This window comes from Allobosea sp. RCC_152_1 (assembly GCF_041360765.1).
In the GTDB taxonomy this organism is placed as follows: Bacteria; Pseudomonadota; Alphaproteobacteria; order Rhizobiales; family Beijerinckiaceae; genus Allobosea; species Allobosea spartocytisi.
Genome location: NZ_JBFUPU010000013.1, coordinates 41,214 through 61,699, shown reverse-complemented (window position 1 = coordinate 61,699; position 20,486 = coordinate 41,214). Strand labels below are relative to the sequence as shown.

30 protein-coding genes and 2 tRNA genes are annotated in these 20,486 nt (G+C 66.6%); 21 read left to right on the top strand and 11 right to left on the bottom strand.

Translation table 11 applies throughout. The features are described from left to right. From AB6806_RS27210 to AB6806_RS27160, 11 genes are all read left to right on the top strand, one after another. Positions 1-435, top strand: coding sequence for a hypothetical protein (locus AB6806_RS27210; protein WP_370956114.1), 435 nt, complete (start codon positions 1-3; stop codon positions 433-435). Next, positions 435-782: a hypothetical protein gene (locus AB6806_RS27205; protein ID WP_370956113.1), complete on the top strand. Its 348-nt coding sequence runs from the start codon at positions 435-437 to the stop codon at positions 780-782. Before AB6806_RS27210 ends, AB6806_RS27205 begins: the two co-directional genes overlap by 1 nt. Then, positions 782-1,138, top strand: coding sequence for an HNH endonuclease (locus AB6806_RS27200; protein WP_370956112.1), 357 nt, complete (start codon positions 782-784; stop codon positions 1,136-1,138). The genes AB6806_RS27205 and AB6806_RS27200 overlap by 1 nt, the downstream gene beginning before the upstream one ends. 37 nt (positions 1,139-1,175) lie before the next feature. Beyond that, a complete protein-coding gene (locus AB6806_RS27195; RefSeq protein WP_370956111.1) occupies positions 1,176-1,415 on the top strand; it encodes a hypothetical protein in 240 nt (79 codons plus the stop codon). Next, the gene (locus tag AB6806_RS27190; protein WP_370956110.1) at positions 1,415-1,603 is read left to right on the top strand and encodes a hypothetical protein; all 189 of its coding nucleotides are present in this window, start codon (positions 1,415-1,417) and stop codon (positions 1,601-1,603) included. Before AB6806_RS27195 ends, AB6806_RS27190 begins: the two co-directional genes overlap by 1 nt. Continuing rightward, positions 1,603-1,962: a hypothetical protein gene (locus tag AB6806_RS27185; protein WP_370956109.1), complete on the top strand. Its 360-nt coding sequence runs from the start codon at positions 1,603-1,605 to the stop codon at positions 1,960-1,962. The genes AB6806_RS27190 and AB6806_RS27185 overlap by 1 nt, the downstream gene beginning before the upstream one ends. Continuing rightward, positions 1,962-2,165 (top strand): hypothetical protein, encoded by a 204-nt coding sequence (locus AB6806_RS27180; RefSeq protein WP_370956108.1) that lies wholly within the window; start codon positions 1,962-1,964, stop codon positions 2,163-2,165. The genes AB6806_RS27185 and AB6806_RS27180 overlap by 1 nt, the downstream gene beginning before the upstream one ends. 74 nt (positions 2,166-2,239) lie before the next feature. Continuing rightward, positions 2,240-2,449 carry a hypothetical protein gene (locus AB6806_RS27175; RefSeq protein ID WP_370956107.1) on the top strand — a complete coding sequence of 70 codons (210 nt, stop codon included), beginning with the start codon at positions 2,240-2,242 and terminating at the stop codon, positions 2,447-2,449. A 259-nt stretch (positions 2,450-2,708) separates the two neighbouring features. Further along, on the top strand, positions 2,709-3,242 hold the full coding sequence (locus AB6806_RS27170) for a GIY-YIG nuclease family protein (RefSeq protein WP_370956106.1): 534 nt from the start codon (positions 2,709-2,711) through the stop codon (positions 3,240-3,242). A gap of 68 nt (positions 3,243-3,310) precedes the next feature. Further along, the gene (locus AB6806_RS27165; protein WP_370956105.1) at positions 3,311-3,523 is read left to right on the top strand and encodes a hypothetical protein; all 213 of its coding nucleotides are present in this window, start codon (positions 3,311-3,313) and stop codon (positions 3,521-3,523) included. A gap of 176 nt (positions 3,524-3,699) precedes the next feature. Then, positions 3,700-4,797: a hypothetical protein gene (locus AB6806_RS27160; RefSeq protein WP_370956104.1), complete on the top strand. Its 1,098-nt coding sequence runs from the start codon at positions 3,700-3,702 to the stop codon at positions 4,795-4,797. A gap of 60 nt (positions 4,798-4,857) precedes the next feature. On the opposite strand, the gene AB6806_RS27155 is transcribed toward AB6806_RS27160, so the two are convergent. From AB6806_RS27155 to AB6806_RS27140, 4 genes are all read right to left on the bottom strand, one after another. Further along, positions 4,858-4,934 (bottom strand) — tRNA-Arg (locus AB6806_RS27155). A gap of 29 nt (positions 4,935-4,963) precedes the next feature. Then, the gene (locus AB6806_RS27150; protein WP_038358630.1) at positions 4,964-5,269 is read right to left on the bottom strand and encodes an ETC complex I subunit; all 306 of its coding nucleotides are present in this window, start codon (positions 5,267-5,269) and stop codon (positions 4,964-4,966) included. Positions 5,270-5,335: 66 nt separating this feature from the next. Next, a tRNA-Pro gene (locus AB6806_RS27145) sits at positions 5,336-5,412 on the bottom strand. Between the two features lie 99 nt (positions 5,413-5,511). Continuing rightward, positions 5,512-5,994 (bottom strand): DUF192 domain-containing protein, encoded by a 483-nt coding sequence (locus AB6806_RS27140; RefSeq protein WP_142021884.1) that lies wholly within the window; start codon positions 5,992-5,994, stop codon positions 5,512-5,514. A gap of 204 nt (positions 5,995-6,198) precedes the next feature. On the opposite strand from AB6806_RS27140, the gene AB6806_RS27135 reads away from it, so the two are divergent. Together AB6806_RS27135 and AB6806_RS27130 are read left to right on the top strand one after the other, a co-directional pair. Beyond that, positions 6,199-8,028, top strand: a complete 1,830-nt coding sequence (locus AB6806_RS27135) for a hypothetical protein (protein WP_162737980.1) — start codon at positions 6,199-6,201, stop codon at positions 8,026-8,028. Next, complete coding sequence (locus AB6806_RS27130; protein ID WP_370956103.1) at positions 8,018-8,716, top strand: CatB-related O-acetyltransferase; 699 nt, start codon at positions 8,018-8,020, stop codon at positions 8,714-8,716. The genes AB6806_RS27135 and AB6806_RS27130 overlap by 11 nt, the downstream gene beginning before the upstream one ends. On the opposite strand, the gene AB6806_RS27125 is transcribed toward AB6806_RS27130, so the two are convergent. From AB6806_RS27125 to aspS, 5 genes are read right to left on the bottom strand one after another with little or no spacing between them, the layout of a single operon-like run. Then, on the bottom strand, positions 8,703-9,755 hold the full coding sequence (locus AB6806_RS27125) for an acyltransferase family protein (protein WP_370956102.1): 1,053 nt from the start codon (positions 9,753-9,755) through the stop codon (positions 8,703-8,705). The genes AB6806_RS27130 and AB6806_RS27125 overlap by 14 nt on opposite strands. Beyond that, entirely contained in the window at positions 9,752-10,633 is an 882-nt protein-coding gene (locus AB6806_RS27120) for a glycosyltransferase family 2 protein (RefSeq protein ID WP_142021880.1), read from the bottom strand. Before AB6806_RS27120 ends, AB6806_RS27125 begins: the two co-directional genes overlap by 4 nt. Positions 10,634-10,675: 42 nt before the next feature. Then, positions 10,676-10,972, bottom strand: a complete 297-nt coding sequence (locus tag AB6806_RS27115) for a hypothetical protein (RefSeq protein ID WP_113254699.1) — start codon at positions 10,970-10,972, stop codon at positions 10,676-10,678. 15 nt (positions 10,973-10,987) lie between these two features. Then, on the bottom strand, positions 10,988-11,359 hold the full coding sequence (locus tag AB6806_RS27110; protein ID WP_038358637.1) for a hypothetical protein: 372 nt from the start codon (positions 11,357-11,359) through the stop codon (positions 10,988-10,990). 5 nt (positions 11,360-11,364) lie between these two features. Next, positions 11,365-13,143, bottom strand: coding sequence for an aspartate--tRNA ligase (gene aspS / locus AB6806_RS27105; RefSeq protein ID WP_142021920.1), 1,779 nt, complete (start codon positions 13,141-13,143; stop codon positions 11,365-11,367). A gap of 149 nt (positions 13,144-13,292) precedes the next feature. Here aspS and rnd point away from each other — a divergent pair, with 149 nt between their 5' ends. Continuing rightward, positions 13,293-14,432, top strand: coding sequence for a ribonuclease D (rnd, locus tag AB6806_RS27100; RefSeq protein WP_038358639.1), 1,140 nt, complete (start codon positions 13,293-13,295; stop codon positions 14,430-14,432). 69 nt (positions 14,433-14,501) lie between these two features. Here rnd and fliP read toward each other — a convergent pair whose 3' ends face one another. Together fliP and AB6806_RS27090 are read right to left on the bottom strand one after the other, a co-directional pair. After that, complete coding sequence (fliP, locus tag AB6806_RS27095; protein ID WP_370956101.1) at positions 14,502-15,269, bottom strand: flagellar type III secretion system pore protein FliP; 768 nt, start codon at positions 15,267-15,269, stop codon at positions 14,502-14,504. A 153-nt stretch (positions 15,270-15,422) separates the two neighbouring features. Then, complete coding sequence (locus tag AB6806_RS27090; protein ID WP_370956100.1) at positions 15,423-16,586, bottom strand: hypothetical protein; 1,164 nt, start codon at positions 16,584-16,586, stop codon at positions 15,423-15,425. Here AB6806_RS27090 and AB6806_RS27085 point away from each other — a divergent pair. The 7 genes from AB6806_RS27085 to flhB all read left to right on the top strand — a co-directional run bounded on the left by AB6806_RS27085 (position 16,557) and on the right by flhB (position 20,409). Continuing rightward, the gene (locus tag AB6806_RS27085; protein ID WP_260368366.1) at positions 16,557-16,979 is read left to right on the top strand and encodes a hypothetical protein; all 423 of its coding nucleotides are present in this window, start codon (positions 16,557-16,559) and stop codon (positions 16,977-16,979) included. The two genes, AB6806_RS27090 and AB6806_RS27085, sit on opposite strands and share 30 nt — an antisense overlap. Positions 16,980-17,016: 37 nt before the next feature. Further along, a complete protein-coding gene (locus AB6806_RS27080; protein ID WP_038358641.1) occupies positions 17,017-17,412 on the top strand; it encodes a flagellar basal body rod protein FlgB in 396 nt (131 codons plus the stop codon). Positions 17,413-17,438: 26 nt separating this feature from the next. After that, on the top strand, positions 17,439-17,849 hold the full coding sequence (gene flgC / locus AB6806_RS27075) for a flagellar basal body rod protein FlgC (RefSeq protein WP_038358643.1): 411 nt from the start codon (positions 17,439-17,441) through the stop codon (positions 17,847-17,849). Positions 17,850-17,881: 32 nt separating this feature from the next. Beyond that, positions 17,882-18,208: a flagellar hook-basal body complex protein FliE gene (fliE, locus tag AB6806_RS27070; RefSeq protein ID WP_038358645.1), complete on the top strand. Its 327-nt coding sequence runs from the start codon at positions 17,882-17,884 to the stop codon at positions 18,206-18,208. Between the two features lie 21 nt (positions 18,209-18,229). Next, positions 18,230-18,496, top strand: coding sequence for a flagellar biosynthesis protein FliQ (gene fliQ, locus AB6806_RS27065; RefSeq protein ID WP_038358647.1), 267 nt, complete (start codon positions 18,230-18,232; stop codon positions 18,494-18,496). 80 nt (positions 18,497-18,576) lie between these two features. Further along, on the top strand, positions 18,577-19,335 hold the full coding sequence (gene fliR / locus AB6806_RS27060; protein WP_038359952.1) for a flagellar biosynthetic protein FliR: 759 nt from the start codon (positions 18,577-18,579) through the stop codon (positions 19,333-19,335). 6 nt (positions 19,336-19,341) lie between these two features. Continuing rightward, a complete protein-coding gene (flhB, locus tag AB6806_RS27055) occupies positions 19,342-20,409 on the top strand; it encodes a flagellar biosynthesis protein FlhB (RefSeq protein WP_038358649.1) in 1,068 nt (355 codons plus the stop codon). Positions 20,410-20,486: the final 77 nt, after the last annotated feature.

The window sequence follows — 20,486 nt, the reverse complement described above, 5'->3', positions numbered from 1 at the left end:
ATGCAGCGCGGCGACGAAATTCTCGCGCGCTGGGACGGTATGGCGCTGCGCGCCGTCGGTGGTCGCGATCGCGACGCTATCGCTGAGTTCCCCGCCGATACCGTGTTCTCGCTTCGGAAATGGGAGCCCGGCACTCAGGGCGCGCGGGCTTTCATCTCCGTCTTCCTGAAGGTCTTCGCGGAAGCGCACCCCGACCAGACCATGACGGACCAGAAGCTCAAGGCGAGCCTGAAGGCTACGCATCATTGGCTCGACGGCGTCACCTTCGATGCAGCCGGCGGCGAAGCGAAGTTCAAATCCATCGGCAAGATGAGCCGGGACGAGCTCGCGCTGTTCACCGAGCAGGCAAAAGATTTTGCCGCTGATCTCGGGCTCGATGTCGCTGCGCTTGAGGCTGAGACGGCAGAGCGCCTGAAGCCGCGGAGGGCGCGGTGATGGCATCTCCCTATTCTTGGGCTTTCCCCGGAGCGAAATGCATCTGCATCGAGGACGATTTTTGCTCCGTCCACCAGGGTGAGTTCTCGATCCCCACTCGCGTCCCGATGATCGACGAAGTTCTCACGATTCGCGACTTCGTCGTCGGTGAGGCCAGCTTCGGAACCGGCATGGAAGGGGAGGTCTATGTCTCCTTCTATGAGATCGAACTGATGCAGTCCGATGGCCCGTTGAGCGGCGCCGTCCGGTTCCAGCTTTCGTGCTTCCGCCCTCTCCTCGACCGCCCGACCGACATCGCGATCTTCAAGAGCCTGCTGTCGCCGGCTGATCAGTTGGAGGACGCTTGATGCGGCGCGAGTTCTCCCGCAAGACGCGAGCGCAAGCATTCGAGCGATCGAAGGGCCACTGCGAGGCCTGCGGCGCGCACCTGATGCCCGGCAAGTTCCGCTACGACCACATCCTTCCGGATGCGCTGGGCGGAGAGCCGACGCTGGAGAATTGCAAGGTTCAGTGCGTCACCTGCGATGCGCCGAAAACCGCTGCCGATGTCACCCGCATCCGCAAAGCCGACCGCCAGCGGGACAAGCACACCGGCGCCTATGAGCGGAAGAAGTGGCCGAAGCAGATCCGCCGCCCGGCTCCGCCGCAGTGCCGCGCCACGGCTCCGCTGTCCAAGCCCCTTCCTCCCCGGCGATTCACATGAGCCCCCGCACCTTCCCCAATCGCAAGAGGAGCAAGCCGTGAGCCTGCCTCGCACCTTTTGGATGATCTACGGCGCCGGCCAGCGCGCGCCGACTGTGCGGCATCATACCGCCGAGGGCGCCCTGGTCGAAGCGCGGCGTCTCGCTCGGGTCGTGCCGGATGTCGAGTTCTTCGTCCTCCAGACCGTCGCTCATGTCGTGAAGCGCGATGTCGAGATCACGCCGATGGACGATGCTCAGCGCATAGACCCGGCGGCAATCGACGAGATTCCGTTTTGATGTCCCGCTTCAAGCCCCGCACCCCGAAATGGCCCTGGCGCGATTTCCTCACGGCTGATGAGGCTCGGGTTCTCGCCCGAGCCGACGCAGCCAAATCCGAATGGAAGCGGCTGAACGTCGAACGGGCCGCCATCACGAACAGAGCGATCCAGCGGGCGAAGGCCAACGCAGGGCGGGAGGGGCGTTGATGGCTAGCACGGAGATCGACGAGGCCGGCGTCAAGGCCGTCACCGCCATGATCGAACGCATCAGAGCAAAGGGTTTCAGCCTGGAGGCCCGGATGTTCGAGACTGTCTACTGGGGCTGGCTCCGGGTGACCAGCGCCTATGTCCACGGGCACCCCTATGTCGCGAAGCCGGAAGCACCCACGATGACGCCGATCTCGGCTCTTAGCGTGACCGATTACACTCTCAACCATTGGGGTCCTCAGATCCCTGGAACTCCGATCCTCGATGACGCCGCCGTGTTAAACGAGGCCGCGGCCGACGAGGCTTGGCATCGTGAGGAAGATCGCCGAATGCGCCGTGAAGCCGGGGAGGACATTTGATGTCTGACCGCTTCACCGCCCGTCAGAAACAGCAGGCCCTCGCCCGCGAGATCGGCTTTCGCCGGCGCGTCTATGCGACCCGCGTTGCAGAAGGCCGGATGAAGCAGGCTGATGCGGATTTTCAGATCGGGATTTTCGAGGAGATGGAATCGGAATTCCGTCAGCGCGCGGATGCCGACGATCGGGCTGGGAGGCTGCTCTGATGGACCCCCTCCATATGGATGACGCTGCGAATCGCTCAGTCGGACAGCTTGAGCCCGCCATCCGAATCCTCCCGTTGACGGATGCGCAGGCTGCCGGCGCCACCTCCCAGCAAAGGGCGCCGGCAGCCATCCCTTCCATCGCCTATGTCTATCGATGGGACCGCCAGGGCCGCAAAGGCCAGCGCTGCCGCGTCTTCGCGCGCGGCACGATGAATTCCGTTGGCCTCGAATTCGAGGACGGCTTTCGCATGGTCTCCTCCGGCAACGCGCTGAGGAGGGCGTAGCGATGGGACCGGCAACAGCGAGGCACCTCAAGTTCATGGCTGACGTTGCTGCGCGGACAGCGCCGACCGGCGATGGCCGATTCGGGATGATCAGCGCATATGGAGATGCGGCGCATCTCTGCGATGCGATCGCCTCTGATATCCTCGCCAGTGGCAGGCCGTCCAAGAAGCGGGAGCAGGCGGCAGAAGCAGCCAAGCGCTGCGCTGACCAGCTATGGGCGTTCCGATCATCCCTGCTGCCTAAGGCGGAGGGCTGACGATGGCGCGCGCCCGTCCGATGCTGGTGACCGAGATCCTTGGCGACGGCACGCTCGCTGATGCCGGCCGGCACTTGCCGCGGTATTATTCGGAAAGGAATGGCCGCGCGTATTGGGAACCTCGCGGCGTCATTCCGGCTGGCTTTGAGTCCCGCCCCTTGGGACCGGCTTCAGACCAAGCAAAATCCCGCGCTGTGGAACTCTATGAGGGCATGAGAAATGCTCGGAAAGAGATCGACGGACCAGTCCTGACCCCGTCGCGGCGCCAGGGTTACCTGTACTTCCTCATGACCGCTCGGTTTGTGAAGATCGGGTTTTCGACCCAGCCTTTTGGGCGGGCGAGCGCGTTGAAAACAGGCCTCGCCGACGAAATGACGGCTTTCGTCATCATCAAGGGGAAGAGGAGCGATGAGCGCCGCCTCCACGACGAATTTGCAGGCGCGCGGGTCCGGGGCGAGTGGTTCGCCCTCAATTCGAAACTGCGAGATGCCATCGCCCGCGCTGCGGCTGGGCAATTCTCGGGCGGGGGATTTTGACCGTGGCCCGCGCTCTACCGGCTCGCTATCCGTTACACGGCGCATGGCCGGAGATGATGCGTGCCGATATGGCTGCGGCCTTCTTCGACAGGAAGGACACCAAGGATCTGGCGACGGCTGTCGTCCGCGGCGAAGTTCCTCCACCATGTGGCTCGATCGGGACAGGCAAGGCCAAGGAGCCGGTCTGGACCCGATCCTACTGCCTCGCCTTCATTGGCAGGCGGTTCGATGCCGGCGCGGCCGATCGCGTCGTGTCCGAAGACCTGGCCGACATGGTGTGACAATGAAGATCAGGAAGAAGCCCAGGTACACCAATAAGAAGTGGCTCAGCGGGCAGCGACGCTGGGCTTGGTACTTCACTGTGCCGTCGTGGGCACGAGAGCGCGGCTGCCCAATGCAGGATGTCCCACTGGGCACCGAGCGCGACGCTGCGTGGGATCACGCGGAGGACGTCGTCTTGCCCCAGTTCGATTCCTGGCGCACGGCCGGCATGAGCGACCTTGTGGAGGTCCGCGGCGCCGTCGGCTCCTTCGACTGGCTGGTCATGCTCTACAAGAACCACAAGAGCTACAAGGATCTGAGCGACGGTCAGAAGCGCAATCACGAACGCGGCTTCAGCATGGTCGCTGATTACGTGCTGACGAAGGGTGCTCGGAAGGGCGCACGGGTAGGAGCGCAGCCGGTCGGCGACATCACCACGAAGATGGTCGACGCGCTGTTCGAAGCGCTTCTGACGGTCACCGAGACGGATGACGACGGCAACGAGGTCACGCGCGAGCGGAAGACCACGACCAATGCGGCCATGAAATCATGCCGGCGCGCGTGGAACATCGCCTATCGGGCCGAGCCTGCCATTGTTCCGAAGGAGAACCCTTTTTCCCGCATGGGCCTGAACGAATCTTCGACGCCGAACGCCGACGCGACCTTTGAGCAGCTCCAAGCCTTCGTCGCCCAAGCGGACAAGGAGAAGCGCTCGTCGCTCGGCACCGCCGCAATGATCACCTGGGAGTGGTTGCAGCGAGGCGAGCACATCTTCCGCTCCTTCGAGGTGGCACATTATCGGCCGAAGGAGCGCCCCGACGACGTGCGAATCGTTCACCCGAAGACCGGCAAGGAGGTCTGGTGGCCGCTCTTCGACCCGGAGCAACCCGAGCGCGTTCCGCTTTTCCCCGAACTCATGTCCCGGCTCGACGCCATCAAGCGCGAGCGCATCGGCGGCCTAATGCTGGTTCGGGACTGGAAGGACGATAAGGAGGGGCGCCCGCTCCCCTGGCCGACCGGGAACAGGGGGGACCTCACCTACATGCGACACGAGGTGAAGCGGATCGCCAAGGCAGCAGGACTGCCCGAAAGCATCACCTTCACGTCCTTCCGCCACGGTGGCCTGACTGAGACCGGCGACGCCGACATGACCGATCGCGAGATCCTGGCTCAGTCGGCGCAGACCTCTCCGAAGGTGCTTCCGCGCTACGTCAAAAAGACCATGAAGCAGGTCGCCAACGGAGCCAGGAAACGCCGCGCCGTGCGAACAGAAACTGGCCAAAAGTCAGAATGACCAACAGCATCCTTGTCAGAATGCGTCACGGAACAAACGGAGATTATGCAATGAAATCAATGGCGAGCCCGGCAGGATTCGAACCTGCGACCAGCAGCTTAGAAGGCTGCTGCTCTATCCATCTGAGCTACGGGCCCGTAACCGGTTCTATCCTCGCCTCGACGCTTCAGTGCGTCCACTGGCCGATGCGCGAGAACTTGAAATTGTCCGAATAGGAGATCGAGCGGCGCACCGGCTCATGCGGCTGCTCGACGCGATAGGGGATGCCGTTGCGCGTCGCATAGGCGACCGCCTCGGCCTCGCTGTCGAACCAGAGCTTGAGCTGGCTCTTCATGTCGGAGGAGGAGGTCCAGCCCATCAGCGGCTCGATCTGGCGGGCGCTTTCCGGCTCGTATTCGAGCAGCCAGCGCTCGGTCTTGGCCGTGCCGGACTGCATGGCCGTGCGGGCGGGGCGATAGATGCGTGCGGTCATGAAAGCGCTCTGCCGTCACAAAATCCCATGCAACCCGAAAGCCAGGCTGCGGCGTGACGTTTCCAGTGGTCGGGGCACCAGGATTCGAACCTGGGACCCTCTGCTCCCAAAGCAGATGCGCTACCGGGCTGCGCTATACCCCGACGGCACTCGAAACGTTGCGGTTCGCTATCACGCCATGGGCCGAACCCGCAAGCCAAAGCGAAGCGGTCTCGCCCCCACAGGACGCCGCCCGTCGCCGTTCAGCGCTTGAACAGCGCGTGCTCGACCTTGTCGCCCGGCTTGATGCCGAGCTGCCGGCTGACACCGCCATTGATTTCCAGCACCGACAGCACCGGCTCGCCGGACGGAATCGTCCGCGTCGACAGCGGCTCGGTGTTCTCCGCGATGCGCGCGACCGTGCCATCGGCCCTGATGAACAGCATGTCGAGCGGAATATAAGTATTCTGCATCCACATCGCCACCGGCTCGCTGCCTCCGAAGTCGAACAGCATGCCCCGGTCCGGCGGCAGGTAGTTGCGATACATCAGGCCCTTGGCGCGCTGGTCCGGCGTGCGCATCACCTCGACATGGAAAGCGTGCCGCGTGCCGCCGCTCACGATCGTCAGCGCTTCGAGCCCGGGCGCCTCCCCTGCGGCCGGCTGGGCCTGTGCCCTCGCCCCCAGGGGAGCGAGCGCGACGAGGAAAAGCGCGATTGCGGCGAAAGCGGTCCGGAGGGCATGCATCGCTTCTGAACTCCATGGCGATCGTCGCCGGGCTCCGAGCTAGAAGGCGGCGATGGCGAATCTTCGGCAGAAGGCAGCTTTCCGCCGTCTCAGGTCAAGAATTCCGTCATGATCATTCGCTCCTATGACGCCCTCGAGCGAAGGACGGCTTTCTTTCGCCGCTCGGTTGCGGCAGTTTCGCCCGGCACTGAACAGGAGAATATCATGACCGCTGCGCGCCTTCGCCGGCCAACGCATCTCGGGAACACGGCCCTCGCGGCTGTTTTCGTCGCGCTTTCCGCTCCTGCCTGGGCCGCGGATTTCCAGGTCGACAACGTCCGCATCGATCTGGGCCGGCTCGTCATCAGCATCCCGAAGGTCGCCGTCAAAGGCTCGAATCTCGAGAAGGACGCCTTCCTCGCGCTTTTCGCCAGCGGTGCGAACGAAACCGCCTCGACCCGAATCGCGAAGCTGACCGCAACCGAGATCAGCGCGCCCGAGCTCACCATGGAGCAGGCGTTCGGCGAGCAGAAGCAGTCCACGACCTATCGTGACATTCGCTTCACCGACATCCGCGACGGCAAGATCGCGCATGGCGAATCGGGGAGCGCCAGCCTCAGCGCCCTGGGTGGCCCTGCCGGGGCGATGAAGGGCACGCTGAAGCGCACCGCTTTCGACATGCTCGATCTCAAGCAGTCGGCGCGTGTCCTCACCGAGAAGGCGGCGCCCGGGACGAACGAGCCCTATGTCCCGGTGATCGGCAGCTTCGAGCAGGACGGCTACGACATCGACATGGGCCAGGCCGGCAAAATGTCGATCGGCAAGACCACGGCGCGCGGCTTCACGGCGAAGGTCGGGCCGGAGCCCCTGCTCGACCTCCTCGACAAGGTCGGCAAGGGCTCCGAGGAGCTCGAGAAGAAGGCGGACGACAAGTCGGCGGCCAAGGACGACAAGAGCGATGTCGAGAAGCGCTTCGCCCTGTCGATGCTGACGCTGTTCGACATGTTCGAGTACGGCAGCGGCGAGGCGCGCGATTTCAAGGCCATGATCCGCCCGCCTGCGGCAGACAAGGGTGCCAAGCCGAAGGATCCGGTCGAGTGGACGATCGCGCGCATGGCCTTCGGCGAGAATGCGCCGGACAAGTCGGGCTTCGCGATCGAAGGCATGGCGTTCACCAGCGGCCCCGGCAAGGGCAAGGTCGATTCGATCAGCTATTCCGGCTTCTCCTTCGGGAATGCCGCGCGTGAATTGCGGACTCTGCTCGCCAGCCCGGACGCAAATCTGGAGCAGATCGACTACCGGCGCTTCATTCCGAAGATCGGGACCATGCGCCTGACCGGGCTTTCGGTCGATGCGCCGCCGATCATCCCGGGCAAGCAGCCGATCAAGATCGCTCTCGGCACCTTCGAGCTGAAGGGTGGCGAGCCGCTGAACGGCATTCCGACCAGCCTCGGCCTGACGATCGACAAGCTGGTCACGCCGGTCGTCGATACCGGCGACAATCCGGGAATCGCAGAGTTGCTCGCCATGGGCATCGACAAGCTCGACCTCTCGGCGAAGCTCGACCTGGCCTGGGAGGCAGCGAAGAATGAGCTCGCCATCCGCACCCTCTCGCTCGGCAGCGCCGGCCTCGTGCAGCTCGATGCCAACGGCACGCTCGCCAATGTGACGCAGGACCTGTTCTCGAGCGATCTCGCGCTCGCCCAGGTGGCGGCGCTCGGCGCCACGGCTCGCAACCTCCAGATCAAGCTGCAGAATTTCGGTCTGGTCGAGAAACTGATCGCGAAGCAGGCGCGCGACACCGGCCGCAAGGTCGAGGAGGTGCGCCAGCAGTTCACCATGGTCGCGAGTGTCGGGCTCGCCGCCATGCTGGGCCCGTCCGATGCGGCCAAGACCCTGGCGTCGGCGGCCTCGCGCTTCGTCGCCAAGCCCGGCACGCTGACGATCGACGCCACGGCGAAATCGCCGTCCGGCCTCGGCCTCGCCGACGTGCTGACCATCACCCAGCCGACCGAGATCTTCGACAAGATCGATGTCAAGGCCGATGCCCGATAAGTCGGAGGGCGTCATCGCGCCCGAGGATCGCGACTGGCGCCCTTCCGCGCTGCAGGCCTGGTGGGCGGGCCTGCCGCCCGTCACCCGCGGCCTGCTGCGCAAATACGTGAACCGCGACAACCAGACCCGGCTGCATCTGGCGCATCTCATCGCCCGGCGGCCGGGCCAGATCGTCGCCGGCGCCTATACCTATGGCCGGCCGAAGGTGCGCTTTCCCGAGAGCGGGGCGAAGCTCGTCATCGGCCGCTACGGCTCGATCGCCGACGGCGTCGAGATCCTGCTCGGCGGCAACCACCGGCTCGACTGGACGACGACCTATCCCTTCCCGGCCCTGCCCGGGCTCTGGCCGGCAGCGACCGGCTTCACCGGGCATGACGCGACACGCGGCGACGTCGTCATCGGCCACGACGTCTGGCTCGGCTCGCAATGCATGATCCTGTCGGGCGTGACGATCGGCCATGGCGCGGTCATCGCGGCCCGCGCCGTGGTCAGGCGCGACGTGCCGCCCTATGCCATCGTCGCCGGCAATCCGGCCCGCGTCTTCCGCCTGCGCTTCGACGAGGCGAAGGTCGCGGCCTTGCTGGAGACGCGCTGGTGGGATCTGCCCAAGCCGCGGATCGACGCGTTGCTGCCACTCCTGCTCAGCAGCCGCATCGAGGAGTTCATCGCCGCGGTCAGGAGCCCTTGAGCAGGCGGCGCTTCAGGCCCAGCGCCGGCTTCTCGACGAGGAACCAGGACAGCGCCGCCACGACCAGCGTGACGGCGAGCGAAGGCCAGAGCAGCGCCATCGCCCCGAGGCCCGGGAACAGCGCATGCAGCGCCTGCTGCGCCGGCCAGCCATAGAGATAGACGCCGTAGGAGAGATCGGCCGGCGGCTCAACCGAACGGCGTGTCAGAGCCGGGGCCAGCGCCAGCACAAGGACGCCCCAGGCGCTGACGAGATAGAGCGCCGCCTTGTAGAGCGGCGTGAAGGACAGCGGCACCAAGGCGAGAATGGCCAGCGCCAGCAGCGGCAGCGAGAGCGGCACCCTCTCGCGATAGAGATAGCACAGCCCCCCGGCGAGGAAGATCAGCGGCAGGCGCAGCGCCGTCTCGGTGCCTTTCGATCCATGAGGCGTCACGACCTCGCGCAGCACCACCGCCAGCGTCAGGGCCAGCCCGGCCGCCAGCATGACGCGCGGCTTCGCCAGCAAACCGGCGAGCCCGGCGACGAGCACGCCGAGATAGCACAAAGTCTCGTATTTCAGCGTCCACACCGTTCCCATCGGGAATTGCAGCGGGTTGTGCTCGAAGACGCCGGGCAGCGCCGCCGAGCTCTTGAAGCTGGTCAGCGTCGCGGAGATGAAGCGCCAGAGCCGCGGGTCCCTGAGATAGCTGCCGAGATCGAGCGAGGTCATCGCCGCGCCGAGCAGCAGCGCCACGACCAGCGTCGCCGCGATCAGGCCGGGCGCGATCCTGAGCAGCCGCGCCACCACATAGTCGCGCCAGCCGCGCCTGACGAAGCTCATCGTCACGAGGAAGCCGGAAATCGCGAAGAAGCCGTTGACCGCATGCTCGCCGAGCGTGAAGCCGGTGGTCTGGAACCAGGGCTCCTGCTCGACCCGCCCGTCGGTGACGCTGAAGGCGTGCGAGACGACCACGGCGAGCGCCATCACCAGCCTGAGCAGGCCGAAATTATTGTGCGGATTGGCGAGCGCCTTCTCGATCCCCGGTGCGTTGCGGATCATGGCGCAGTCTCCAGCCCTTCATATGCCAGCGCCGTCTCGCCGCGCGCCCAGGCCCGCGCGCCGGCGGCGGAACCGGCATGGGCGAACATCTTCTCGCGGTTGAGGAGGACGCCGTAACCCAATGTCTTGCCGAGATTCTCCAGCCTGCGCAGCGGCGCCGGCTCCGGCAGGCCATATTTGCGGGCGATGTAATGCTCCGACCAGGCGAGGTGCCAGCGCGCCTTGAAGCGCCGCTGCGGAGACGGTGCGCTCGACTTCCCCCGCCCATGCCGTGCCTCGGCACCATCGACATGGATGAGGGCATGGCCGGCATCGCGCATCCGCCGGCAGAGATCGTCATCCTCGTAGAACAGGAAGATCGCCGGATCGAAGCCGCCGAGCGCGAGGAAGGTTTCGCGCGGGATCAGCAGGCAGGCACCGGAGAGGAACGGCAGGCAGGCATCTCCCTCCGGCACGACCATCGCACCGCTGCGATTGAGATGATCAGGCGAGAGCAACGAGCGCGGCTGCAGGAAGACGCGCCCCGAGGGCTCGACGATGCGCGGTGCCAGCATCCCGGCATCGGGGTAGCGCCCGGCCGCCGCCAGCAAAGCAGCGGCAGCGCCCCGCTTCAGCTCCAGATCGGGATTGACGATCAGCACATAGGGCGTATCCGCCGCCGCCACGCCGAGATTGTTGGCGCGGCCATACCCTTCGTTGCGGGCATTGGCGATAACGCGCGCACCGCGCTTCTCCGCGATGCCCCGGCTGTCGTCGCCGCTGGCATTGTCGACGACGATCGCCGGCACGCCCTCGCCTGCCAGCGCATCGAGGCAGGCAGGCAGAACTTCGGCGCTGTCGTAGCTGACGACGATGGCGGTGATCGCGGCGGCAGGCATTGCGGCCTTCTGGCCATGCGAACCGGCCGGAATCAAGCGAATTCAGCGCCGCGACAGCGCCGCGAGTTCGCCCTGCACCCGCTCGCGCTCGGCGCTTCCGCAAGCATGCGGCGCCTTGTAGGAGCGCACCGCATAGCCCGCATTGGCCGCGACGAAGGCCGCCCGCTCCTGCCGGTCGAGCCGCGCGATGATGCGGCCGCGATCGACACGCAAGCCGCAATCATAGCCGCGCGAAACGGTCGCGGCGGCATATTCGACCGTGCCGGGAATCGGGCCGGCGCTCGTGCAGGCGGTGAGGCCGAGCAGGAGCGCTGCCGCGAGAGATGGTTTCGGAAGCATGCCCGTCTGGCCGGCTCAGGGTGAGTCGAACTGGCCGGCCCTGATTCGGGCCATGCGCTCCTTCAGCGCGGCGCGCTCCTCAGCCGCACAGGCTTGCGGCCGCGCATCCTGATTGACCATCTCGGCCTCGGAGACGGAGACATAGGCCGAGCGCGCCGCCGCGATCTGCTCAGGCGTGGCGCCACGTGCCGTCTCGGCCGCCAGGAAACGGTCCAGCGTCGAGCGCTGCGGCGAGCCGGCCTTGCAGGCGCTCGCCCGCGAGATCGTCGTCGCGAGGACCGAAGCGCGGCCGGCGCTGGTGTCGCCCCCGTCGGCGACGCAAGCGCCCAGCGGCAGCGCGAGGAAGCAGGCGAGCAGCAGGGCTCGCCCGACAGGCAGCGAAGGCATGGTGGTCAGCCGTTCTTCTCGGGCAGGTTGACGCGCAGATGCGCCTCGCGAAGCTGCTTCGGCGTCGCCTCGGCCGGTGCCCCCATCAGCAGGTCGACGGCCTGCTGGTTCATCGGGAACAGCGCGACCTCGCGCAGGTTCGTCGCGCGCGCCAACAGCATGATGATGCGGTCGACGCCCGCCGCCATGCCGCCATGCGGCGGAGCGCCGTACTGGAAGGCGCGATACATGCCGCCGAAGCGCTCGATCACCGTCTCCTCGCCATAGCCGGCGATCTCGAAGGCCTTCACCATCGCCTCGGGGCGGTGGTTGCGGATGCCGCCGGAGGCCAGCTCGAAGCCGTTGCAGGCGATGTCGTACTGGAACGCCTTGAGCGAGAGCGGGTCTTCCTCGGTCAGCGCCTTCAGGCCGCCCTGCGGCATCGAGAAGGGATTGTGCGAGAAATCGACCTTCTTCTCGTCCTCGTTATACTCGAACATCGGGAAATCGACGATCCAGGCGAAGGCGAAGACGTTCTCGTCGATCAGGTTGAGCTCCTGGCCGACCTTGTTCCGGGCGCTGCCGGCGAACTTGTAGAACTTGTCCGGATCGCCCGCGACGAAGAAGCAGGCGTCGCCGCCCTTCAGCCCCATCTGCTTGATGATTCCCGCGACGCGCTCAGGCCCGATGTTGTTGGCGATCGGCCCCTGGCCCTCGCCGTCTTCCTTGACCATCAGGTAGCCGAGGCCGGGCTGACCCTCGCCCTGCGCCCAGGAGTTCATCCGGTCGCAGAAGGCGCGCGAACCGCCGCCCGGAGCTGGAATCGCCCAGACGCGGTTCTTCTCGCCTTCCAGGATGCGCGCGAAGACCTTGAAGCCCGAGCCGCGGAAATGCTCGGAGACATCCTGCATCACCAGCGGGTTGCGCAGGTCCGGCTTGTCGGAGCCGTATTTGGCGATCGACTCGGCATAGGGAATGCGCGGCCAATTCTTCTGGACGGTGCGGCCCTCGGCGAATTCCTCGAACACGCCGGTAATGACCGGCTCCATCGTCGCGAACACGTCCTCCTGCTCGACGAAGCTCATCTCGACGTCGAGCTGGTAGAACTCGCCCGGCAGGCGGTCGGCGCGCGGGTCCTCGTCGCGGAAGCAGGGCGCGATCTGGAAATAGCGGTCGAAGCCCGCCATCATCAGGAGCTGCTTGTACTGCTGCGGCGCCTGCGGCAGCGCGTAGAACTTACCGGGGTGCAGGCGGCTCGGCACCAGGAAGTCGCGCGCGCCTTCCGGCGAGGACGCGGTCAGGATCGGCGTCTGGAACTCGGAGAAGCCGGAATCCTTCATGCGGCGGCGCATCGAGTCGATGACCTTGGTGCGCAGCATGATGTTGTTGTGCAGCTTCTCGCGACGCAGGTCGAGGAAGCGGTACTTGAGGCGGGTATCCTCTGGATATTCGAGATCGCCGAAGACCGGCAGCGGCAATTCGGCCGAGGGACCGAGCACCTCGATGCCTGTCGCGAAGACCTCGACCGCGCCGGTCGGCAGGTTGGCGTTCTCGGTGCCGGCGAGACGCGCCTTGACCTTGCCGTCGATGCGCACGACCCATTCCGAGCGCAGCGTCTCGGCGTCCGCGAAGGCCGGCGAATCCGGGTCGATCACGACCTGCGTCATGCCATAATGGTCGCGCAGGTCGATGAAGAGCACGCCGCCATGGTCGCGAATGCGATGGCACCAGCCGGAGAGACGGACATTCTGGCCGATGTCGCTGTCACGGAGCGCGCCGCAGGTGTGGGAACGGTAGCGATGCAAGGTCACGGTATCGGTCTTTCGGCAAAAGGCGCCGGGAACAGGCCGAAAGGGCCAGCGCACAGCTTTTCGGGGCTAACCACACGCGCGCGCCCGAAATGTCAAGAACGCCCGCGACATCCCGCATCGCTGTCTGCTATGAGCCGAAAGCCATGCATCTGATCACCGATACCGCCGAGCTCTCCGCAGCCTGTGACCGCCTTGCGGCTCATCCCTTCGTCACGGTGGACACCGAGTTCCTCCGCGAGACGACCTATTATCCGAAACTCTGCCTGATCCAGCTCGCCTCGCCGGATGAGGCAGTGCTGGTCGATCCGCTCGCGCCCGATCTCGATCTCGCCCCCTTCTTCGGGCTGATGGTCAACGAGGCCGTGGTGAAAGTCTTCCACGCCGCCCGCCAGGATCTGGAAATCGTCTGGCTGCTCGGGCGCGTGCTGCCGACACCGCTTTTCGACACCCAGGTCGCCGCCATGGTCTGCGGCTATGGTGACTCGGTCGGCTACGAGCAGCTCGCCAACGATCTCGCCAAGGCGCGCATCGACAAATCCTCGCGCTTCACCGACTGGTCGCGCCGCCCTCTCACCGAGGCGCAGCTCTCCTATGCCGAATCGGACGTCACCCATCTGCGCCAGGTTTATCTCGCGCTGAAGGAGGATCTCGACGCCAGCGGCCGCGAGGCCTGGGTCGCCGAGGAGATGGCGGTTCTGAGCTCGCCCGCCACCTACGAGGTCAAGCCAGAGAATGCCTGGCTGCGCCTCAAGGGCCGCATCCGCAAGCCGCGCGAGCTGCCGCTGCTGATGGAGATCGCCGCCTGGCGCGAGCGCGAGGCGCAGAGCCGCGACGTGCCGCGCCAGCGCGTGCTCAAGGACGACGCGCTGATGGACATCGTCCAGCGCGGCCCGCGCTCGGTCGAGGCTCTCGCGGAATTGCGCTCCGTGCCCAACGGTTTCGAGCGTTCGCGCAATGGCGGCGAGGTTCTCGCCGCGATCGAGCGCGCAGCCGCGATCGATCCGAAAACCCTGCCCCGGCTGGAGCGCGAGCGCGGCCGGCCGACCAACGGCGCGGTGCTCGACCTGCTCAAGGTGCTGCTCAAGGCGACCGCCGACGCCGAGCGCGTCGCGCCCAAGATCATCGCCACCGCCGACGACCTCGAAGCCATCGCCTCCGACGAATTGTCGGATGTGCCGGCGTTGAAGGGCTGGCGGCGCGAGGTCTTCGGCGAGAAGGCGCTGGCGCTCAAGAACGGCCAGCTCAGCCTGCGCATCCAGCGCGGCCGGGTGGTGGTGGGCTAAAGTCCGGCTGAATCAAGCTCGGAGGAACCGCGTTCAGCCAATTGATCCGATACGTGATTTAGCGATAATTCACCCACCGCCATAGCTCTTCACCAGCGAGCCGGCGACCAACCCCCAGCCGTCGACCAGCACGAAGAAGATCAGCTTGAACGGCAGCGCCACCGTCACCGGCGGCAGCATCATCATGCCCACCGACATCAGGATCGAGGCGACCACGAGGTCGATGATCAGGAAGGGCACGAACAGCAGGAAGCCAATCTCGAAAGCCCGCCTGAGCTCCGAGATCATGAAGGCCGGCACCAGCACCTCGATGCCGATATCTTGCGGCGTCTGCGGGCGCGCCCCTTGCGACATGTCGAGGAAGAGCTGCAGGTCCTTCTCACGCACATGCTTCAGCATGAAGGTCCTGAAGGGCACGACGCCGCGGTTATACGCTTCCTGCGGCTGGATCTGCCCGGCGACGAGCGGCTGCACGGCGGTCGTGTAGGCTTCCCGCAAGGTCGGCGCCATCACGAAGCCGGTCAGGAACAGCGCCAGCCCGATGATCACTGTATTGGGCGGCGCCGTCTGCGTGCCCAGCGCTGAGCGCAGCAGCGACAGCACCACGACGATGCGCGTGAACGACGTCACCATGACCAGGATGGACGGCGCCAGCGACAGCACCGTGATCACGGCGATGAGCTGGAGCGCCCGCTCCGCCACGCCGCCGCCCTGCCCGAGATCGAGCGACAGCGTCTGCGGCATTGCCGGCGTCGCGACGAGGCCGAGCAGCAGCACCGCTGCCGTCAGGGATCGGCACAGGCGCCGCCGTCTTGCCGTGGCGAGGTAGGGTATCACGCGCGACCGTCGCTGCCGCCCGACTCAGACGATCGGGCGAGACGAAGCTAGCGGGCGGGCATCGGCAAGCAACCGCGGCGGACCGGCCCGCCGCAGGATCGGCGACATTCCTGTTGATGGCGGCGGCTAGGCTGTGCCGGCGCGCCGCGCCGCTCAGGATTTCGCCTTGGGATCGCGGCCGAGCAGCCGGGCGAACTCGGCCTCGATCGCATCGACCGAGAACGGATCGATCTCCTTCGCCGGGTCCGGCTCCTTGGCTGCCTCGGTCGGCTTCTGCGGCGGCTCGGGGGCCTCGGCCTGTTTGGGCTGGGCAGGCTTGGGCTGGGCAGGCTCCGCGACGGTCACGGACGGTTCCGGCTCCACCGGTCCAACGACCGGCGCGGGCTTCTCGCTGCCGGTTTTTTCAACGGCGGGCTTTTCAGCAGCGGGGCTCGCTTGCGGCGGCTTCGGCTCGGCATGCGTCGGCGGCACGCGCGCCGGCTTCAATCCGAGAGCCGCCTCGAGCTCGGCTTCCATGCTCGTCGCCACCGAAGCCGGGGTCGACGGCGCTGCGGGAGCATCCGGAGCCGGCTGAGCTTTCGCCGGCTCGGCCGGCTTGACCCGATCCGCAGGCGCGAAGGGACCGGCCGGCTTGGGCGGCTCCACGGTCCTGGGCGGCTCGACCGGCCTGGACGGCGAAGCGATCGGCTCCCGGCTCGTTGCCGGAGCGGCCGGCGCAGGCGCGGCGGGCTTGGGCGGCACCACGACCGCCTCTACCTGCGGCTCGGGCGGCAGATTCGCGGGCCGCACGGCCGAGAACGGACGCTTCAGCGCCGCCTCGAGCTGCTTCGTCATGTCGTCGAGCTCGTCGGCGCTCACGGCGGGCGCCGGCGCATGCTCGCGCGGGAAGCTCGGAGCCGGGCCGGTCGTCATCGGGGGCATGGGAGCCGTCGCCGGCGGAACCGGAGCGGGAGCAACCGGCGTGGGCGCAGCGGCAGCGCCGACCTCCTCGAGGCCGAGCGCGGCCGCGACGCCCGCGCTCGCTGCAGTGACGGCCTCGGCATGCGTCTGGGCGTGGCGGGTGGGCAACGGGGGCAGGACGTCGGGGCTGGCGGAAACCGCAGTACTGCGGCGAATCTCGTCACCGGCCCGTAGCGCAGGCTCGCTCGGCGGCACCAGCGTCTCGAAGGGCGGTAGCGGCCTGTCGGGTGCCGCGCCCTCGCTATAGGAGGGAGCCGTGGCGCGCGCGCCGCTGCGCAGGATATTGGTCTCGACGACGACGTCGGAGGCCCCGCCGAGCATGATGAGATGCTCGACATTGTCGCGGCGGATCAGCACGAGCTGGCGCTGCCGGTCGAGATCATAGGTATCGACGATGCCCAGCCGTGGCTGGCGCTGCCGACCGCCGGCCTGCCCGCGCATCCTGAGGCGCCCACCCTGTATCTGCCGAACGAACAGGCCGAGCAGGGCAAGAAGTACCAGGATGACCACGGAGGCGACGATCACCTTCTGTGCGGTCGTGAGTTCCAATCCGAACAAGCTCTGCAAGGTCTGCCTCTTCCGCGACGGCCGCCCTGGGCGGCAGAAGTTCCGCTCAAGGTTCAACACCTTGGCTATAGCATAACGCTTTCCTTAACGGGAAACATGGTGAACGCGTGGTTAACCGGTTATCCGAAAGGCGATGCGTTTAACGCCTTCTTAACCATGAGCCCGGCAAGATTTGCCCAGTGAGGCGGCCATGCGGGCCCGCCCCTGCGAGGCGGCAGCCATGGCGAATGACGGCTTGAACATCGGCGGCGGCCTCATGCAGGCCCTCAAGCTGCGCATGCATTACCAGCAGTCGCGGCAAAAGGTGTTGTCCGAGAACGTCGCCAATGCCGACAGCCCGGGCTTCCGCCCCGTCGACCTGAAGCCGCCGGGCTTCGACCGGGGCGGCGTGGCGCTCGCCCGCACCAGCGCCGGACATATGAGCCTGACCGGCGGCAAGGGCGGCTTCGACAGCACCGGCGCCCCGCGCTTCGAGACGACCCCGAACGGCAACGCCGTCAACCTCGAGGACGAGATGATGAAGGTCGCCCAGAACCAGTCCGACTACCAGCTCGCCGCATCGCTCTACAGCAAGGGCCTCGGCCTGATGAAGATCGCGATCGGCAAGGGCCGCTGAAGCAGCGATCGCGGAGGGAGCATCTCATGGAACTGATGAAGAGCCTCGCCATCGCCGCCTCCGGCCTGCGCAGCCAGTCGGGGCGCATGCGCGTCATCGCCGAGAACATCGCCAACGCCGATTCCGGGCCGGAGCGCGCCGGCGCCGACCCCTATCGCCGCAAGGTGCCGAGCTTCCAGCGCCATTTCGACCGCGAGCTCGATGCCCAGACGGTCGCGCTCGGCCGCGTCCAGCGCGACCCCAGCGCCTTCCGCGTCAAGCACGAGCCCGGCAACCCGGCCGCCGACGCCAGCGGCAACGTGCAGATGCCGAACGTCAATTCGCTGGTCGAGATGGTCGACATGCGCGAGGCCCAGCGCAGCTACGAGGCCAACCTGAACCTGATCTCCTCCACCCGGCGGATGATCCAGCGCACCATCGACATCCTGCGCGCCTGAACAGCGCGCCTCCAGAAGGAGACTGAACCGCCATGGCTACACCGGGCTTCGCTGCAGGCGCCTATGCCTCGATCGGGGGATTGGGCGCCGGCAATCTGATGAAGAAACCCGCCGCCGGCATCGGCGGCGCGGAAGCGGGCGGCCCGGACTTCTCCGCGCTGCTCGGCAAGGCGCTCGACTCCACGGCCGAGGCCGGCCGCAAGGCCGACGTCCAGACGGCGAGCGTCGCCGCCGGGCGCGCCGACGTGGTCGATGTCGTCACGGCGGTGGCCGAAAGCGAGACCGCGATCGAGACGCTGGTGGCGGTGCGCGACCGCGTCATCGCGGCCTATGAAGACATCATGCGGATGCCGGTCTGACGGCGGGGACGGATCGAAACCATGACTTCCGGAGCCATCCTCGACATCGCCCGCGACGGCATCGTCGTCTTCCTCAAGGTCGGTGGCCCGCTGATGGCGGTCGCGCTGCTCGTCGGCCTCGTCGTCTCGCTGGTGCAGGCGCTGACCCAGATCCAGGAGCAGACGCTGGTCTTCGTCCCGAAGATTCTCGCCGTCTTCGCTTCGCTGCTCCTGCTTCTTCCGTTCATGGGAGACGCGCTGGCAGGTTATATGGGACGGGTCGCCGTCCGAATCGCCACGGGCGGATGAACCTGCCGCGGCTGCGCCCCGCCCTCGCCGGTGGTGCCGTCCCGCGGCATCCATTCCGGCGCGAGGATGACCGCGGCACGATGCAGATCGCGATCCTGCCCCAGATCGGCGCGCTGTTCGTGCTCGTCTTCGCGCGGGTCGGCACGCTGGTCATGCTCATGCCCGGCATCGGCGAGCGCTTCATCTTCTCGCGCGCCCGGCTCTCGCTCGCCTTCTTCATCGCGCTGATGATCCTGCCGATGGCGCGTCCCTCGCTGCAGATCCCGGAGACCCTCCCCGCCCTGGCCACGCTGCTGATCGGTGAATTGCTGATCGGGCTCGTCATCGGCGTCTGCGCCAGGCTGGTGATGGCAGCGCTCCAGACGGCCGGCACCATCGTCGCCCAGTCCATGGGCCTCGGCTTCGCCATGACGGTCGACCCCACCGGCGGCAACCAGAACCCCTCGATCGGCAACTTCCTGACGATGCTCGGCATCACGCTGATCCTGACCAGCGACCTGCACCACATCGCCATCGCCGCGATCCACGAGAGCTACCGCCTGCTGCCGCCCGGCGGTGCGCCGGATCTGACGGACGTGATGACGCTCGCCGTGCGCTCCACCGCGCAGGGCTTCGCGCTGGCGGTGCAGATCGCGGCGCCCTTCATCGTCTTCGGCCTGCTCTTCAATCTAGGGCTGGGCGTGCTGGCGCGGATGATGCCACAGCTCCAGGTCTTCTTCCTCGCCGTGCCGGCCTCGATCTTCGGCGGCATGCTGATGCTGCTCGTCGTCCTCGGCGTGATGATGAGCGTCTTCATGAACGGGCTCGGCGTCTTCCTGCGCCAGTTCACCGGGGGCTAGCGCGGGATGGCGGACGACTCCGACAAGGAAGACAGGACAGAGGACCCGACCCAGCGAAAGCTGGACGAAGCCACGGAGAAAGGCGACGTCCCCAAATCGCAGGAGATCGGTACCTTCTTCGTGCTCTGCGGCTTCACGCTGTCGCTGTTGGTCGCTGCCGGCTGGTCGGCACGCGACGCCATGCTCTCGCTGCGCGGCTTCCTGATGAACGCCCATCAGGTTCCGCCCGACGGCGCCGCCTTCATGCAGGTGACGCGGCAAGGCGTGCTGACCGGCTTCATGGCGCTCGGCCTGCCCTTCGCCTTCATCCTCTGCGCGGGCCTGGCCGGCGCGTTCATCCAGCACAAGCTGCTCTGGACCTTCGAGCCGCTGATGCCGAAATTCGACCGCATCTCGCCGATGGCCGGCCTCAAGCGGCTGTTCGGCAAGGAGGCCTGGGTCAACTTCGCCAAGGGCCTCGCCAAGACGACGCTGATCGGCATCGTGATCTGGTACACGCTCTGGAACCAGCACGACCGGCTGGAAGCCTTCGCCGAGATGAACGTGTCCGCGCTGATGCCGGCGGCGCTCTCACTGGCGATCCAGCTCATGGGCGCGGTGCTGGCGCTTTTCGCCGTCATCGCCATCGGCGACTTCGTCTGGCAGCGCTTTTCCTGGTACCAGCGCCAGAAGATGACGAAGGAGGAGCTCAAGCAGGAGTTCAAGAACTCCGAGGGCAATCCCGAGATCAAGGCCAAGCTGCGCCAGATCCGCAGCCAGCGCGTGCGCAAGCGCATGATGGCGGCCGTGCCCAAGGCGACGGTCATCATCACCAACCCGACCCACTTCGCGGTGGCGCTGCAATACGAGCCCGGCATGGCCGCGCCGCTCTGCCTCGCCAAGGGCGTCGATGCCGTCGCGCTCAAGATCCGCGAGGTCGCGGGCGAGCACCACGTCCCGATCGTCGAGAATCCGCCGCTCGCCCGCGCGCTCCACGCGACGGTCGGCATCGACGAAGAAATTCCTGTCGAACACTATCAGGCTGTCGCCGAAGTCATCGGTTACGTCTTGCGCCTGAAGGGCCGCCGCGCCTAACTCGACAGCGGATGCGAATGAACCTAAGCCGCCAGTCTTCTCCCCGCCGGACGGGCACGGCAGCAAGGAAACGGACT

Excerpts from the sequence above, each read along its gene's own strand:
- AB6806_RS27210 (WP_370956114.1), top strand. The coding sequence starts at position 1 with ATGCAGCGCGGCGACGAAATTCTCGCGCGCTGGGACGGTATGGCGCTG.
- AB6806_RS27205 (WP_370956113.1), top strand. The coding sequence starts at position 435 with ATGGCATCTCCCTATTCTTGGGCTTTCCCCGGAGCGAAATGCATCTGC.
- AB6806_RS27200 (WP_370956112.1), top strand. The coding sequence starts at position 782 with ATGCGGCGCGAGTTCTCCCGCAAGACGCGAGCGCAAGCATTCGAGCGA.
- AB6806_RS27190 (WP_370956110.1), top strand. The coding sequence starts at position 1,415 with ATGTCCCGCTTCAAGCCCCGCACCCCGAAATGGCCCTGGCGCGATTTC.
- AB6806_RS27185 (WP_370956109.1), top strand. The coding sequence starts at position 1,603 with ATGGCTAGCACGGAGATCGACGAGGCCGGCGTCAAGGCCGTCACCGCC.
- AB6806_RS27180 (WP_370956108.1), top strand. The coding sequence starts at position 1,962 with ATGTCTGACCGCTTCACCGCCCGTCAGAAACAGCAGGCCCTCGCCCGC.
- AB6806_RS27170 (WP_370956106.1), top strand. The coding sequence starts at position 2,709 with ATGGCGCGCGCCCGTCCGATGCTGGTGACCGAGATCCTTGGCGACGGC.
- AB6806_RS27165 (WP_370956105.1), top strand. The coding sequence starts at position 3,311 with ATGGCTGCGGCCTTCTTCGACAGGAAGGACACCAAGGATCTGGCGACG.
- AB6806_RS27150 (WP_038358630.1), bottom strand. The coding sequence starts at position 5,269 with ATGACCGCACGCATCTATCGCCCCGCCCGCACGGCCATGCAGTCCGGC.
- AB6806_RS27140 (WP_142021884.1), bottom strand. The coding sequence starts at position 5,994 with ATGCATGCCCTCCGGACCGCTTTCGCCGCAATCGCGCTTTTCCTCGTC.
- AB6806_RS27135 (WP_162737980.1), top strand. The coding sequence starts at position 6,199 with ATGACCGCTGCGCGCCTTCGCCGGCCAACGCATCTCGGGAACACGGCC.
- AB6806_RS27130 (WP_370956103.1), top strand. The coding sequence starts at position 8,018 with ATGCCCGATAAGTCGGAGGGCGTCATCGCGCCCGAGGATCGCGACTGG.
- AB6806_RS27125 (WP_370956102.1), bottom strand. The coding sequence starts at position 9,755 with ATGATCCGCAACGCACCGGGGATCGAGAAGGCGCTCGCCAATCCGCAC.
- AB6806_RS27120 (WP_142021880.1), bottom strand. The coding sequence starts at position 10,633 with ATGCCTGCCGCCGCGATCACCGCCATCGTCGTCAGCTACGACAGCGCC.
- AB6806_RS27115 (WP_113254699.1), bottom strand. The coding sequence starts at position 10,972 with ATGCTTCCGAAACCATCTCTCGCGGCAGCGCTCCTGCTCGGCCTCACC.
- AB6806_RS27110 (WP_038358637.1), bottom strand. The coding sequence starts at position 11,359 with ATGCCTTCGCTGCCTGTCGGGCGAGCCCTGCTGCTCGCCTGCTTCCTC.
- rnd (WP_038358639.1), top strand. The coding sequence starts at position 13,293 with ATGCATCTGATCACCGATACCGCCGAGCTCTCCGCAGCCTGTGACCGC.
- AB6806_RS27085 (WP_260368366.1), top strand. The coding sequence starts at position 16,557 with ATGCTCGACATTGTCGCGGCGGATCAGCACGAGCTGGCGCTGCCGGTC.
- AB6806_RS27080 (WP_038358641.1), top strand. The coding sequence starts at position 17,017 with ATGGCGAATGACGGCTTGAACATCGGCGGCGGCCTCATGCAGGCCCTC.
- flgC (WP_038358643.1), top strand. The coding sequence starts at position 17,439 with ATGGAACTGATGAAGAGCCTCGCCATCGCCGCCTCCGGCCTGCGCAGC.
- fliE (WP_038358645.1), top strand. The coding sequence starts at position 17,882 with ATGGCTACACCGGGCTTCGCTGCAGGCGCCTATGCCTCGATCGGGGGA.
- fliQ (WP_038358647.1), top strand. The coding sequence starts at position 18,230 with ATGACTTCCGGAGCCATCCTCGACATCGCCCGCGACGGCATCGTCGTC.
- fliR (WP_038359952.1), top strand. The coding sequence starts at position 18,577 with ATGCAGATCGCGATCCTGCCCCAGATCGGCGCGCTGTTCGTGCTCGTC.
- flhB (WP_038358649.1), top strand. The coding sequence starts at position 19,342 with ATGGCGGACGACTCCGACAAGGAAGACAGGACAGAGGACCCGACCCAG.